This is a genomic window from Mammaliicoccus sp. JADD-157 (assembly GCF_049310805.1).
In the GTDB taxonomy this organism is placed as follows: Bacteria; Bacillota; Bacilli; order Staphylococcales; family Staphylococcaceae; genus Mammaliicoccus; species Mammaliicoccus lentus.
On the sequence record NZ_JBMOVZ010000001.1, the window covers coordinates 590,606 to 604,420 of the forward strand.

The window sequence follows — 13,815 nt, forward strand, 5'->3', positions numbered from 1 at the left end:
GAATTGCTTGTGACAAAAAACACAAAGTGACACGACATCCCTTCAGGTGTCAAACAATATTTAGAAAGTATAGGTGAAAATAATGGGATTTGAACGCAAAAAAGTTCTTGTATTAGGGGCAGGATATGCAGGCTTACAAACTATAACTAAATTACAAAAATTAGTTTCTAACCAAGATGTTGAGCTTACACTTATTAACAAAAATGACTACCACTATGAAGCTACATGGTTACATGAAACTTCAGCAGGTACGTTAAATTATGAAGATGCTTTATACCCAATAACTTCAGTAGTTGATAGAAACAAAGTAAACTTCGTAAAAGCAGAAGTAACTAAAATTAACAAAGATTCTAAAAATGTTGAAACATCAAATGGTGTATTTGATTACGACATTTTAGTTGTTGCGTTAGGATTTGAAAGTGAAACATTCGGAATTGAAGGTATGAAAGAACATGCTCTTCAAATCGAAAACATTAATACTTCTCGTCGTATCGCGAAACATTTAGAAGATAGATTTGCAAATTATGCTTCATCTAAAGAAAAAGATGAAAATGATTTAGCTATTCTTGTAGGTGGCGCAGGATTTACTGGTGTTGAATTATTAGGTGAATTAACTGAGCGTATTCCTGAGTTATGTAAAAAATACGGTGTAGATCAATCTAAAGTGAAAATCACTTGTGTTGAAGCAGCACCAAAAATGTTACCAATGTTCTCAGAAGAATTAGTTGATTACGTTGTTCAATACTTAGAAGCTCGTGGTGTAGAATTCAAAATCTCAACTCCAATCGTTGCTTGTAACGAAAAAGGTTTCGTAGTAAAAGTAAATGATAAAGAAGAAACATTAGAAGCTAACACTGCTATATGGGCTGCAGGCGTTAGAGGTAGCAAACTAATGGAAGAATCATTTGATGGCGTTAAACGCGGTCGTATCGTTGTTAAAGACGACTTATCAATCGATAACTATGACGATATCTTCGTTATTGGTGACTGTTCAGCAGTTATGGTTGGTGAAGGCGACAACAAACGTCCATTACCAACTACAGCACAAATTGCTATGCAACAAGGTGAACACTTAGCAGAAAACATCAAAAACATCTTCAATGGTGAAAAAACTGAACCATTTAGTTACGATGACAAAGGTACTGTTTGTTCTCTAGGTAGCCGTGATGGTGTTGGTGTTGTTATGGGCCGTGAAATCACTGGTAAAAAAGCAGCATTCATGAAAAAAGTTATTGATACTCGTGCCATCTTCAAAATCGGTGGACTTGGTTTAGCCTATAAAAAAGGTAAATTTTAATTGCAAGATAATTAAGTAAGAGACCTGCATTAGGCGGGTCTCTTTTTTTAAAGGAGGTTAGCCATGATATCTTTACCACAAGTCATTATATCAATGGCATTGTTTTTCGTATTATTCTTTGGTATTGCTTTTATATTGAACATGCTACTAAAAACAACATGGTTGATGGTTATATTATATCCATTGGTTATATTTGCTATCGTTGATAAAATATCAACAACAATGTATTTCACTAATCCTTCTACAGCATTTTCAAAGTTATTAACTGGAATAACACATATACATACTGCAGATATTTTAATGCTAGGTTCTGGATGGGTTGGCGCAATAGTAGCTGGTTTTGTTATTCGTAATTTAAGAAGAAGCGGTTATTCAATGTTTTAAAAAAGGGGAAATATATATGAAATTACAAATTGAAAAACAGTATTCTACAAATAATCATCCGATTGTTATAGGTTGTCCGAGTCATTTTAATCAAATGCAAAATTTTGATGAAGTAAATAACATATTAAATAACCAATTAGATGATATGAAAAAACAACAAGTTATAAGCAGTGAATTAGGAGAAATTACGTCTTCTGCTGTCATCATCGATAATCAAATTGTTAAATTAATATCTGTTGGTTTAGGAAATTTAAAAGAAATCAAAGAGAAAGATTATCAAAAAATTTACGGTCAATTAAGTCGTTATTTAAGCTTGAATAAAATTGAACAAGTTAATTTATTAGATAACACATTCGTTTCTCAAAATGTCACGAATGAATCACGCTTATATCATCTTGGGTGGATGTCTCAACAATCAGTATTTAATTTTGATAATTATAAATCTAATAAATCTGCTCCAATTGAAACTAAAGTCACGTTTATAACAGAAACGAATGATGATATTTTAACGAGTTTCAAACAAGGAGAAGTGCTAGGAGATAGCATTAATTTAGCACGTACTTTCTCTCAAACACCTCCAAATATATTGACGCCTGAATATTTTGCTAATCAAATTAAAGTAAACTTTGAAGATACGAACGTAGAAGTTTCTATTAAAGATGAACAAGCTATTAATGAAGAAGGTTTCGGTCTAATAGACGCAGTTGGTAAAGGATCTATTAATCCTCCGAGGTTAGTAACGTTAGAATATAAAGGTTCAGCTGATGCTCCAATAGCATTAGTTGGTAAAGGGGTAACGTATGATTCTGGCGGTTACCAAATTAAATCAAAAACAGGTATGCCTTCAATGAAATATGACATGAGTGGTGCTAGTAATGTAGTTGCAATGATGAATGCTGTAGCTCGTTTAGAATTGCCAATTCATATTGTAGCAGTGTTGCCATTAGCAGAAAATATGATATCTAATAAAGCTATGAAACCAGACGATGTATTTACATCCTTAAGTGGTGAAACGGTTGAAATTACGAATACCGATGCTGAAGGAAGACTTGTACTAGCAGACGGTGTCACTTATGCTAAACAATTCAAACCAGAATTAATTATGAACTTTGCGACGCTAACGGGTGCTGTTGTAGCTGCGTTAGGACTTGGTAAAACAGGTATATTCTCTAGTGATGCCGACCAATATTTAGAAGCAGTTAAAGAAGCTTCTAAATATTCAAATGAAGTGAGCTTTGAGTTACCAATTACTGATGAAGAAAAGCAAGATATTCAATCTTCGGATGTAGCAGATTTAACAAACTGTGTTTTAAATAAACATGGTAAAGCGTTATTTGCAGCAGCTTTTGTGACGCATTTCAGTGAAGACGTACCTCATTTACATTTTGATATTGCTGGTTCTGCTGATACAGAAAAAGATACTTATCGTGGACCAAAAGGTGCAACTGGTACTATGATTCCTACTGTACTTCACTTTTTGAAAAATAAAATAAAATAAATTATAAAAAGTAATCCTGTTCTATTAATTTGTCGAGCAGGGTTATTTTTTTATAGTATTTATCTGAAAATTTAGAATTAAGCAGCTGTTATTGACATGTTTTCAATCAACTGATATGATAAGTTCATCATTTTACTTTATCGTGGTAGAGAGTTAAAGAACAGGAGAGGGTTTTTTGGAAATAAATGCAGTGTTAGTAGCAGTTATTATTATGATTATACTTTGTTTATTAAGATTAAATGTAGTATTAAGTATATTTATTGGCGCTTTAGTAGGCGGATTATTAAGTGGTATGTCTCTAGACAAAGTGATTGCTACTTTTGGAACGTCTATTGTTGATGGGGCTGAAGTTGCTTTATCATACGCGCTATTAGGTGGATTTGCAGCTTTAATATCATATAGCGGTATAACAGATTATATCGTCGGAAAAATCATACAATCAGTGAAAAAGGAAAATTCTAAAGATAGCAGAGTAAAAATAAAAATCATTTTAGTTGCAAGTTTACTTGTTATCTCAATATTGAGTCAGAATATTATTCCTGTTCATATTGCATTTATTCCAATTCTTATACCTCCATTAATCAGTTTATTTAATGAATTAGAAATGGACAGAAGACTTATTGCTACAGTAATTGGCTTTGGACTATGTTTCCCGTATATATTATTACCATACGGATATGGTCACATATTCCAGTCCATCATTTTTGATTCATTTGAAAAAACAAATATTGATATTGCTTTTAATGATATTTGGAAAGCAATGCTCATTCCAAGTATGGGATATGTATTTGGTTTAATTTTAGCCATCATCATATATTGGAAACCTAGAAAATATAAAAAAATTAAAGTCGAAGAAGACGAAGAAATTGGAAAATTAGAAACATACCCTCTAGTGGTTACGGTTATTGCCATTTTAGCTACTTTTATAGTGCAGACTTTTACAGAATCTATGATATTCGGTGCGTTAGCAGGTATTTTAATCTTCTTCTTCTCTGGATTATATAAATGGAGAGACTTAGATGCTAAATTAGTAGAAGGTATTCAAATTATGGCTTATATCGGTGTCGTAATTTTATCAGCAAATGGATTTGCAGGTGTTATGAATGAGACACATGAAGTTGGTGCGCTTGTTAAGAGTTTAGCGACTATTACAGGAGACAACAAAGCGTTTAGTATCATTATGATGTACTTAATAGGTTTAGTTGTAACGTTAGGAATAGGATCATCATTTGCGACAATTCCTATCATTGCAAGTTTATTTATACCATTTGGTGAAGAAATAGGATTAAGTGCAATGGCGCTTATAGCTGTCATAGGTACAGCAGGTGCATTAGGAGACTCAGGTAGTCCAGCGAGTGACTCAACATTAGGACCAACTGCAGGATTAAATGTAGATGGGGAACATGATCACATTAGAGATACGTGTATACCTAACTTCTTAATTTATAATATTCCTTTAATCATATTTGGTTTCATTGCTGCTATGGTATTATAGTAGTGAATGGGGGATAAAAATATGAATTTATTAGATCATCTTCAAATGAAGACATTAGATGTTAAACATGGATATATTGCTATTTCAATGCCAGTTACCGATAACGTTAAACAACCATTTGGATATTTACATGGAGGAGCTACAATCGCTTTAGCAGAAACTGCAGCCTCTATGGGAGCAAATGCTTCTTCTAAAGAAGATGAAATACCACTTGGTTTAGAGATTAATGCAAATCATATTAAATCAGTACAAAGCGGTACTGTAACTGCAATAGGAACAGCATTACACATTGGTAAGACAACACAAGTGTGGGATGTTAAAGTTACAGATGAAGATAATCAGTTAATTTCAGTCATTAGAGCGACTATCGCTATTAAAAAAATTAGAAAATAAAGAGAGCAAGACAGAAATCTTATTTAAAAAAGATTTCGTAGTTCTGCCTCGGCAAGGTTGACTAGAATTGAAAAAGTCTAGTATAAGCTCAATTTTAATTCAGTTAACTACTGCCAATATAACAAAAACGAGTCTGAGACATTAATTATGTCTCAGACTTTTTATTATTTTAAAAAACGGGTATATGAATATTGTGGATGATATGTAGAATTCAAAGTAATTGTATTTCATTCATCTTTTAAAGGAGTGTTATTAAAATTATGAAAAGATTAGAAAATAAAATTGCAGTTATTACAGGCGCTAGTACTGGTATAGGGTTTGCTACAGCTAAACAACTAGCTTCTGAAGGCGCTGACGTTATTTGTATGGATATATCCGATGAATTAGAAAAATCAGTGAAACAAATTAATGATGAAGGATATAAAGCCACTTCAATGAAAGTTGATATTTCTAAAGAAGATGAAGTAAGAAAAGCAATAGATGAAATCAAAGAACAATATGGTAAAGTTCATATATTATTTAATAATGCAGGGATTGACCATAAAGCAGGAAGAATTCATGAATATCCTGTAGAAGTATTTGATGATTTAATGAATGTGGACTTAAGAGGTACTTTCCTTGTTACGAAGTTCATGTTGCCATTAATGTTTGAAGAAGGCGGTTCTATTATTAATACAGCTTCGTTCTCTGGACTAGCTGCAGATTTAAATAGATCTGGTTACAACGCTGCTAAAGGTGGCATTGTAAACTTCACAAAATCAATTGCGATTGAATATGGTAGAGAAAATATTAGAGCAAACTCTATAGCACCTGGAACGATAGAAACACCATTAATCGACAAATTAGCAGGTAGCAAAGAAGATCAAACAGGCGAAGAATTTAGAGAAAATCAAAAATGGGTTACACCTTTAGGTAGATTAGGTAAACCAGAAGAAGTAGCTAAACTCGTACAATTCCTAGCCTCTGATGACAGTTCATTTATCACAGGTGAAAATATAACAATTGATGGTGGCGTAATGTCATATACTTGGCCAGGCGATATGCTTAGCGATAAAAGTTGGAAAGAAACAACGAAATAAAAATTATTAATAAAGAGAGTCCGGCACATTAACAGATGTACCGGACTCTCTTCTTATATTGGATTAAAACGTTATTGAATGTTGTTGGATTAATTAAGCTGAAAATCTAAGTAAAGCGCATTTTGTTGGATTAATTAAGCTGAAAATCCAATAAGAGTCATTTTGTTGTATTAATTAAGTCGAAAATCCAAGTAAAGCGCATTTTGTTGGATTAAGTAAGTCGAAAATCCAATAAGAGCTCATTTTGCTGGATTAATTAAGTAATAAACACATGAAATGAGTCTAGCAAAGTCAAATTCATATAATTATCATACACTTTGACAAAATCAGAAATAAATAACCTCACAACCTGAGATTTAACTCAAAGGTTGTGAGGTTTTATTTTAAGAAAAGTATTTATTTTGCGTCTTTTAAATCGTCTCTAACTGTTCGTTCTGTTGGTTTGACGCCCATATAATATGCGCTTCTTGTTACTAAGTGACCAGCTAATGGTCCAGTAATAAAGATGAATATAATGCCTAACAACAGTTGAACATTAAAGTGGCCTTCTTTACCGATAAAGTAAATAAGTACACCGGTTAATATTAACATGACACCTAAAGTAGAAGCTTTTCCTGATGCATGTGCTCGAGAGAATACATCTGGCAATCTTAGAATACCTAACGCAGCAAAGAAACTGAAACAAGCGCCTACGACCATCATAATAATTGAAATACTAATAATTATCGTCTCTATCATTTTCAATGATCTCTCCTTTGTCCATAAATTTCGCAAATGCTGCAGTACCTAAGAATGCTAAAATACCTATTAATAACAGAATAACGAATAAATATCTTGTATTCATCACTACGGAAAATAAAGCAATCATAGCCATTAAAGTAATACCTAATGCATCAAGAGCGATAACTCTGTCAGCTAAAGTAGGACCGATTATGACTCTTGTAAGTATGCCTATCATAGAAAGTGCGACGATGATGATTGCAATAATTACGAATATATTTATCATCGTACGCTCACCTCCTTGATTGCTTTTTCAAATGAATCTTTAATAGTACTAATTTCTGAATCAATATCAGAAAAATCTATTGAATGAATATATAGTGTTTTTTGATCATCTGAAATTGCAACTACGATTGTGCCCGGAGTTAATGTTATTAGTTGAGAAAGTAATGTGATTTCCCAATCTTTTTTTAATTCTGTCGGATACGCAAAGAATGCGGGTTCATTTTTTATTTCTTTTTGGATGACAATTTTAATGACATCTATATTTGCTAATACTAATTCTTTCATGAATATACCGGCTAAAACTATCGCTTTCCAAACTGGTCTTAAATATAAATGTTTACCCGGTAGTAATGGTAAAGCAGCTAAAACGAATAAAATACCAAACAAATATCCAAATATAAATGCGCCAAATGTGTATGTTTCTGAAAGCATCATCCAAAGTGCAGCTAATAGAACATTAATGAGTACTTGTATAGCCATTAATAATCGCCTCCTAACGCATTTACATATGTTTCAGGATTGTAGAATGGTAAAGCAGCTTTTTCAATTAAAGGATATAACATGTCGGCACCAAGACCAAATAATATCGCGATTATCGTGATAGCGATACTTGATATCATTAATTTCTTCATTGGTAATTTTGGATTATACGTATAACCTTTTTCTTCTCCCCAAAATGCCATTAAGAAAATACGAACTACTGAATATAAAACAAATAAACTAGAAAGTAGTACGACGATACCACTTATATAATAACCATTATCAAAGGTCGACATGACAATCATGTATTTACCATAAAATCCGCTTAATGGTGGAATACCTGCTAATGAAAGGGCAGCAATGAAATAGAACCAACCTAATACCGGATAATTCTGTATAAGTCCACCGAATTTTCTTAAATCAGGTGTTCCAGTAATTTTTATAATAATACCGATTAATAAGAATAAAGCAGCTTTAATGATCATATCGTGAAGTAAGTAATAAATACTTCCTATCATACCTGTTTTGTCCATCATAGCTGCGCCAATTAAAATTACACCTATTGCAATCATAATATTATAAATAATAATTTTCTTAACATCATAATAAGCAATTGCACCAATGCAACCCATAATAATTGTAAGTATGGACAATACAATTAAAGTGTTAGTAATAAATTCACTATTTGCTGAATAGAATAGGCTAAATGTACGCATAATTGCGTATACACCTACTTTTGTTAATAAAGCTCCGAATAAAGCAATGATAGGTATCGGTGGAGCATAATAAGCTCCAGGTAACCAGAAGTATAATGGGAACATACCTGCTTTAGTAGCAAATACAAATAAAAACATTATAAAAGTGATGACAACGATGTTTAAATCTGTGTTCGATAGTTCTGCTAATTTAACATGCAAGTCTCCCATATTTAAAGTTCCAGTTATGGAATACAACATACCGACTCCAGTTACAAAGAATGCAGAAGTTAATACATTAACAAGTATGTATTTAATACTTTCTTGTAACTGAATCTTTGTTCCTCCAATAACTAAGAGTAGGTAGGAAGACATTAAGAATACTTCAAAGAATACGAACAGGTTAAATAAGTCGCCTGTCATAAAGGCACCATTAACACCTGTTACCATCATTGATATACCAAAATAATAGAAATATTTTTCACGATGCAATCCGATAGACTGATGAGAATATAATATTACAATTAGTGTTATTAATAAGCTGACACTTACTAATAATGCGCTGAGCATATCAACGTAAATGACAATACTGTAAGGGACAGGCCAACTACCTAAATTTAATGTTTGTGTCCCGTACAAATAAATCATGTTGATATTATATAAACTAACTAGAAACGCTAATACAAATCCAACTAAAACGATTTTTCGTTTTAAATATGGTCTGTGACCAGCAAAAATCAATGTTACAGCAGTTAAAAAAGTAATGACAAGAGGTACAATAATCATGTTACTTATCATCTTTCGGTACCTCCTTCATTTCTTCGAGATTATCAGTTCCTAGTTCTTTATAACTTCTGAAAGCAAGAACTAAGAAGAATGCAGTAACAGCAAATGAAATAACAATTGCTGTTAAAATTAGCGCTTGAGGAAGCGGGTCTACATAGCTTTTTATACCTGCTTCTTCAATAGGTAATGCGCCTTTTTTTAATCCACCCATAGTTAATAGCATTAAATGCACACCGTGGGAAAGTAGAGTAGTACCAATAATAATCCTAATTAAACTCTTAGAGAGAACTAGGTATACTGATACAGAAATGATAATACCTGCAACGAAAATCATTAATATTTCCATTATTCATTCTCTCCAATCGATAATATGATTGTTATCGCCGTACCGACAACAGCTAATAAGACACCTAAATCAAAAATCATAGCAGTATGCCAATGTACTTCACCAAAGATTGGTAAATGTAATTCACCGAACGCATGTGTGAAGAATGTCTTACCATATGTCCAACTCAGGATAGGTGTTAGAACACATAAAAACAATCCAGTAGCTGTTATAATTTTAAAATCAAACGGAAACATCTTTTTTAATGTTTTAGTATCGAATGCGATACCAATGATGATGACTGCTGAAGATAGTAATAAACCACCAACGAATCCACCACCTGGTGTGTAATGACCACCAAAGAAGATAGAAACGGCATACATCATAAGAATTAGAAAGATGATAATGGCGTTAAACTGAAAGAATACATCATTCGATTGTTTCTTCATGTTCTTCACCTCCATCTTTACCTTTATCTCTTAATTTAATTAATGTGTATATACCTAAACCGGCAATACCTAATACTGCAGATTCAAATAATGTATCAAAGCCACGGAAGTCAACAAGAATAACGTTTACCATATTTTTACCTGCAGCAAGGTCGTATACATTATCTTTATAATATTGTGAAATAGAATCAAAGTGTCTATTACCGTAAGCAATTAAGCCAAGAATAATGACACCAATACCTACACAAATTGAAATAATGAAATTACCTAATTTAAATTTACGGTCCTCATCATGCCTACTCATCTTAGGTAAGTGGTAGAAACATAATAAGAATAAAGCAGTAGAAATCGTCTCAATCGATAATTGAGTTAACGCTAAATCTGGCGCTCCGAAAAATACAAAGAATAATGCGACAGAATAACCTACTGATGCAAGCATAATAATGCTGAATAATCTTGATTTTGCTAGTACGATACAAAAAGTACTAATAAGTATTAAAGCAATTAAAATAAGTTCATAAGGTCTAATACTGCTTATATTATCAAATACAAAACTAACAGGATGTGTAAATAGTGTTAGAGCTGTGATAATAATAAAGAATGCAAAAATGTACATAAGATAAGATCTAACAAAACCTGTCATATAACTTTGTGTGATTTTGTTTGATATATACGAACTAAGCTGAATACCTCTGTCGTAATAATAATTAAACGTTAAGTATTCAGGTTGTATATCATAAACACCAAGCCATTTTTGAACATTTTTAAATAGTAAAAATCCTACAACAAAGACAATAATCGTTCCGATTAGCGCTGGTGTAATACCATGCCAATATGAAATATGTACTTCAGGTTCACTTGCAAATGGAGCAATTGCTCTTACTGCTGGTGCAATAATAGAATTGCTTAAAATATTTGGGAATAAACCAAATACAACAACTAGTAATGTCAATATACCTGTTGGTAAAAGCATTAAAATTGGTGCCTCGTGAGCTTTTTTAGGTAAAGCTTCGGGTTTATATTCACCAAAGAAAATTTCATGAACATATTTGAACGAGTAAACGAATGTGAAAATACTTCCTACTATAGCAACAATCGGTAATAAATAACCAAGAGTTGAAAGTGAAAATACGTCTGCACTATGTGCATCGAACATTGCTGTTAAAAATAGTTCTTTAGATAAAAAGCCATTAAATGGTGGCACGCCAGCCATGCTTAAAGCTGTAATAATCGTAAATGTGCATGAAATTGGCATGATGGTCATTAAACCACCTAATTTTTTAATATCACGTGTTCCAACTTCATGATCAATCGTACCTGTAACCATAAATAATGCGCCTTTAAATGTCGCATGATTAATAAGATGAAAGACTGCAGCAATTATACTCGCTAAAAATAATTGGCTTGATTCACCAGAATAGTGATAACTAACTGCACCAATACCTAGCATAGACATAATCATACCTAACTGTGAAACAGTAGAGAATGCAAGTATCCCTTTTAAGTCTTGCTGCTTTACAGCATTAAATGATGCCCAAAATAGTGTGATTAAACCTATTGCTGTAACAGTCCAAACAAATCCGCCACTGATGGCAAATATTGGTGTTGTTCTTGCAACTAAATAAATGCCGGCCTTAACCATTGTAGCTGAGTGTAAGTATGCACTTACAGGAGTAGGTGCTTCCATTGCATCTGGTAACCAGATGTGGAAAGGAAATTGGGCGGATTTTGTCATCGCTCCAATTAAAATAAGCACCATAGCTAAAATGAAGTAAGGTGACGATTGTATCGTGTCAGCATTCTGTATAAGTGAAGTAATACTCCACGAATTTCCTGCTAAATAAAGTGAGATAAACCCACCTAAAAGCATTAATCCTCCAAATACTGTTATTAATAATGATTTTTGCGCGCCATAAATGGATGATTGTTTATCTCTCCAATAACCAATTAATAAGAAACTTGAAATTGAAGTAAGTTCCCAGAATAAATAAAGCATGAGTAAATTGTCAGATAAAACAACGCCTAACATTGCACCCATAAACATTAATAAGTAACAATAGAAATTCCCTAAAGACTCACTTTTACTTAAATATGTAATAGAGTAGAGTACGACAAGGGCTCCAATACCAGTAATAAGTGATGCAAATAATAAACTAAGTCCATCTAGATGAACGGCAAAGTTCATTCCAATCCTGGGCATGAAATCCCAAATTACAATAAACGGTTTGTCCGAATCGGGTACATTTATGTATGACATAAAATAAATAAATATAATGACGGGAATCGGTAAAACAAACCAACCTAGATGAACGCCTTTGTAAAATCGATATATTATGGGTATAACGATTGCAAAGATTAAAGGTAATAAAATCATAATATGCATCAAACTCATTAAATAACCTCCCTTCGAAAATACCTAGTTATCATTATACACAATAATCTTAAAGCTTGAAAACACTACCGTTTCAATATTTCAGAATTTTTGTGTTATTTTTAAATATGAAGAAACACGTAAAAATATTTAAAAATTTCTTTTATAAAAAGTTTAAAAATCACTTTTATATTGTCGAGAATAATCTTTTTTTAATTGTTCGATACATTTTAAAGCTTGTTCACTATAAGCATTATTACGTTCTTTCATTTTTTCTTCTAATTCATATAAAGAATTTTTAAGAGATTCAATGTAAGAAGGAACATCTGCTTGATATTCTTTTAAAAATTGAGCTGTCGTATATCTTTTTTCGTATTGGCTAAGCGCTTTTCTTTCATGGAAAAATACATTATCTACTTCATTTGGATTGTGTAAATCTCCTTGTCTAGGATGTTTGAGAACAGCAACGACTTTTACGAGCAGTTGATCTCCTTTTTCTTCAATAATTTCTACAACATATTTTCCGGTTTTATGTGGGAATTGATATAACATGTATGTGTCCCCTTTCTATTAAATTATGTTATGATATCACTATTGTAATTATTTTAACATGAATGGAGAATTATAAATGACAAACTATCCTCAATTAACAAATGAAATACTTGAAGGTGAACGCGTAGTCGAAATGAAAACAACTAAAGGGAATATGACTTTTAAATTATTCCCAGAACTTGCACCTAAAACTGTTGAGAACTTTATTGGTTTAGCTGAGAAAAAATATTATGATGGCATTACTTTCCATAGAGTAATTAATGACTTCATGGTACAAGGTGGAGACCCAACAGGTACAGGAATGGGCGGAGAAAGCATCTTCGGAAGTGCTTTTGAAGATGAGTTTTCTTTACAAGCATTCAATCTATATGGTGCGTTATCAATGGCAAATGCAGGACCGAATACTAATGGATCACAATTCTTCATCGTACAAATGAATGAAGTTCCAGCAAATATGTTGTCACAACTTAAAGATGGTGGTTGGCCAGAAGAAATCATTGATAGATATGCAGAAAAAGGTGGCACGCCATGGTTAGATCAAAAACATACTGTATTTGGGCAAATTGTTAAAGGTGAAGATGTATTAGAAGATATTGCAAATGTTAAAGTAGGCGCTAATGATAAGCCAGTTGAAGACGTTGTAATTGAATCAATAGATATTATTCAATAAATCGACATTCAATTGTCATAAAACATACGTTTTATTCGACTTAAACTTTGTTATAATCTAATTGCTAGGGGAGTGGTCGGATTATGATGGAATTTCTTTATTTTCCAGATAACAAATTAGAATATATTCCTGCTGTTGCTACGTTGTTATTGTTTATGGTTTTAGCTTTCATCGTTTTTATGATGTTTCGCAAAAAATCAAAAAAAGACGAAGAAAAAATGAAGTCATTTGAAAAAGAAGTAATGAATCATTTAGAGCAAGAGGAGAAAAAAAGTAAAAAATAACGAAGTGAATATTGTATTGTATCAACTTCTCTCAGATTGGAATCCAATGGAA

At 32.4% G+C, this 13,815-nt stretch carries 16 protein-coding genes; 8 read left to right on the top strand and 8 right to left on the bottom strand.

Going from position 1 to position 13,815, the window contains the following annotated elements:
- The first annotated feature begins 82 nt into the window (after window positions 1-82).
- The 6 genes from ACO6VN_RS03030 (at window position 83) to ACO6VN_RS03055 (ending at window position 6,146) form a co-directional block, all read left to right on the top strand.
- Window positions 83-1,297 (top strand): NAD(P)/FAD-dependent oxidoreductase, encoded by a 1,215-nt coding sequence (locus ACO6VN_RS03030; RefSeq protein ID WP_194200955.1) that lies wholly within the window; start codon window positions 83-85, stop codon window positions 1,295-1,297.
- A gap of 63 nt (window positions 1,298-1,360) precedes the next feature.
- On the top strand, window positions 1,361-1,681 hold the full coding sequence (locus ACO6VN_RS03035) for a YuiB family protein (protein ID WP_017001037.1): 321 nt from the start codon (window positions 1,361-1,363) through the stop codon (window positions 1,679-1,681).
- Window positions 1,682-1,697: 16 nt separating this feature from the next.
- The gene (locus ACO6VN_RS03040) at window positions 1,698-3,179 is read left to right on the top strand and encodes a leucyl aminopeptidase family protein (protein WP_194200954.1); all 1,482 of its coding nucleotides are present in this window, start codon (window positions 1,698-1,700) and stop codon (window positions 3,177-3,179) included.
- Between the two features lie 175 nt (window positions 3,180-3,354).
- On the top strand, window positions 3,355-4,674 hold the full coding sequence (locus ACO6VN_RS03045; protein WP_082892526.1) for a Na+/H+ antiporter family protein: 1,320 nt from the start codon (window positions 3,355-3,357) through the stop codon (window positions 4,672-4,674).
- Window positions 4,675-4,695: 21 nt separating this feature from the next.
- Window positions 4,696-5,067 (top strand): PaaI family thioesterase, encoded by a 372-nt coding sequence (locus ACO6VN_RS03050; protein WP_017001034.1) that lies wholly within the window; start codon window positions 4,696-4,698, stop codon window positions 5,065-5,067.
- A gap of 260 nt (window positions 5,068-5,327) precedes the next feature.
- Entirely contained in the window at window positions 5,328-6,146 is an 819-nt protein-coding gene (locus tag ACO6VN_RS03055) for an SDR family oxidoreductase (RefSeq protein WP_216683299.1), read from the top strand.
- 396 nt (window positions 6,147-6,542) lie between these two features.
- Here the strand turns inward: ACO6VN_RS03055 and mnhG are convergent, their stop codons facing one another.
- The 8 genes from mnhG to kapB all read right to left on the bottom strand — a co-directional run bounded on the left by mnhG (window position 6,543) and on the right by kapB (window position 12,809).
- Window positions 6,543-6,884: a monovalent cation/H(+) antiporter subunit G gene (gene mnhG, locus ACO6VN_RS03060; protein ID WP_017000045.1), complete on the bottom strand. Its 342-nt coding sequence runs from the start codon at window positions 6,882-6,884 to the stop codon at window positions 6,543-6,545.
- A complete protein-coding gene (locus ACO6VN_RS03065) occupies window positions 6,862-7,152 on the bottom strand; it encodes a Na(+)/H(+) antiporter subunit F1 (RefSeq protein WP_017000046.1) in 291 nt (96 codons plus the stop codon). The genes mnhG and ACO6VN_RS03065 overlap by 23 nt, the downstream gene beginning before the upstream one ends.
- Window positions 7,149-7,631 (bottom strand): Na+/H+ antiporter subunit E, encoded by a 483-nt coding sequence (locus ACO6VN_RS03070; protein ID WP_147641138.1) that lies wholly within the window; start codon window positions 7,629-7,631, stop codon window positions 7,149-7,151. The genes ACO6VN_RS03065 and ACO6VN_RS03070 overlap by 4 nt, the downstream gene beginning before the upstream one ends.
- Window positions 7,631-9,124, bottom strand: a complete 1,494-nt coding sequence (locus ACO6VN_RS03075; protein WP_422404214.1) for a Na+/H+ antiporter subunit D — start codon at window positions 9,122-9,124, stop codon at window positions 7,631-7,633. Before ACO6VN_RS03075 ends, ACO6VN_RS03070 begins: the two co-directional genes overlap by 1 nt.
- On the bottom strand, window positions 9,114-9,458 hold the full coding sequence (gene mnhC1, locus ACO6VN_RS03080) for a Na+/H+ antiporter Mnh1 subunit C (protein ID WP_194200952.1): 345 nt from the start codon (window positions 9,456-9,458) through the stop codon (window positions 9,114-9,116). Before mnhC1 ends, ACO6VN_RS03075 begins: the two co-directional genes overlap by 11 nt.
- The gene (locus ACO6VN_RS03085) at window positions 9,458-9,886 is read right to left on the bottom strand and encodes a Na(+)/H(+) antiporter subunit B (protein ID WP_017000050.1); all 429 of its coding nucleotides are present in this window, start codon (window positions 9,884-9,886) and stop codon (window positions 9,458-9,460) included. Before ACO6VN_RS03085 ends, mnhC1 begins: the two co-directional genes overlap by 1 nt.
- Entirely contained in the window at window positions 9,867-12,278 is a 2,412-nt protein-coding gene (locus ACO6VN_RS03090) for a Na+/H+ antiporter subunit A (protein ID WP_194200951.1), read from the bottom strand. Before ACO6VN_RS03090 ends, ACO6VN_RS03085 begins: the two co-directional genes overlap by 20 nt.
- A gap of 153 nt (window positions 12,279-12,431) precedes the next feature.
- Window positions 12,432-12,809 (bottom strand): sporulation phosphorelay system protein KapB, encoded by a 378-nt coding sequence (kapB, locus tag ACO6VN_RS03095; protein WP_070045168.1) that lies wholly within the window; start codon window positions 12,807-12,809, stop codon window positions 12,432-12,434.
- Window positions 12,810-12,885: 76 nt separating this feature from the next.
- Here kapB and ACO6VN_RS03100 point away from each other — a divergent pair, with 76 nt between their 5' ends.
- Together ACO6VN_RS03100 and ACO6VN_RS03105 are read left to right on the top strand one after the other, a co-directional pair.
- The gene (locus tag ACO6VN_RS03100; RefSeq protein ID WP_017000053.1) at window positions 12,886-13,479 is read left to right on the top strand and encodes a peptidylprolyl isomerase; all 594 of its coding nucleotides are present in this window, start codon (window positions 12,886-12,888) and stop codon (window positions 13,477-13,479) included.
- A gap of 83 nt (window positions 13,480-13,562) precedes the next feature.
- A complete protein-coding gene (locus tag ACO6VN_RS03105; RefSeq protein WP_064205102.1) occupies window positions 13,563-13,763 on the top strand; it encodes a hypothetical protein in 201 nt (66 codons plus the stop codon).
- Window positions 13,764-13,815: the final 52 nt, after the last annotated feature.

Excerpts from the sequence above, each read along its gene's own strand:
- ACO6VN_RS03030 (WP_194200955.1), top strand. The coding sequence starts at position 83 with ATGGGATTTGAACGCAAAAAAGTTCTTGTATTAGGGGCAGGATATGCA.
- ACO6VN_RS03035 (WP_017001037.1), top strand. The coding sequence starts at position 1,361 with ATGATATCTTTACCACAAGTCATTATATCAATGGCATTGTTTTTCGTA.
- ACO6VN_RS03040 (WP_194200954.1), top strand. The coding sequence starts at position 1,698 with ATGAAATTACAAATTGAAAAACAGTATTCTACAAATAATCATCCGATT.
- ACO6VN_RS03050 (WP_017001034.1), top strand. The coding sequence starts at position 4,696 with ATGAATTTATTAGATCATCTTCAAATGAAGACATTAGATGTTAAACAT.
- ACO6VN_RS03055 (WP_216683299.1), top strand. The coding sequence starts at position 5,328 with ATGAAAAGATTAGAAAATAAAATTGCAGTTATTACAGGCGCTAGTACT.
- mnhG (WP_017000045.1), bottom strand. The coding sequence starts at position 6,884 with ATGATAGAGACGATAATTATTAGTATTTCAATTATTATGATGGTCGTA.
- ACO6VN_RS03065 (WP_017000046.1), bottom strand. The coding sequence starts at position 7,152 with ATGATAAATATATTCGTAATTATTGCAATCATCATCGTCGCACTTTCT.
- ACO6VN_RS03070 (WP_147641138.1), bottom strand. The coding sequence starts at position 7,631 with ATGGCTATACAAGTACTCATTAATGTTCTATTAGCTGCACTTTGGATG.
- ACO6VN_RS03075 (WP_422404214.1), bottom strand. The coding sequence starts at position 9,124 with ATGATAAGTAACATGATTATTGTACCTCTTGTCATTACTTTTTTAACT.
- mnhC1 (WP_194200952.1), bottom strand. The coding sequence starts at position 9,458 with ATGGAAATATTAATGATTTTCGTTGCAGGTATTATCATTTCTGTATCA.
- ACO6VN_RS03085 (WP_017000050.1), bottom strand. The coding sequence starts at position 9,886 with ATGAAGAAACAATCGAATGATGTATTCTTTCAGTTTAACGCCATTATC.
- ACO6VN_RS03090 (WP_194200951.1), bottom strand. The coding sequence starts at position 12,278 with ATGAGTTTGATGCATATTATGATTTTATTACCTTTAATCTTTGCAATC.
- kapB (WP_070045168.1), bottom strand. The coding sequence starts at position 12,809 with ATGTTATATCAATTCCCACATAAAACCGGAAAATATGTTGTAGAAATT.
- ACO6VN_RS03100 (WP_017000053.1), top strand. The coding sequence starts at position 12,886 with ATGACAAACTATCCTCAATTAACAAATGAAATACTTGAAGGTGAACGC.
- ACO6VN_RS03105 (WP_064205102.1), top strand. The coding sequence starts at position 13,563 with ATGATGGAATTTCTTTATTTTCCAGATAACAAATTAGAATATATTCCT.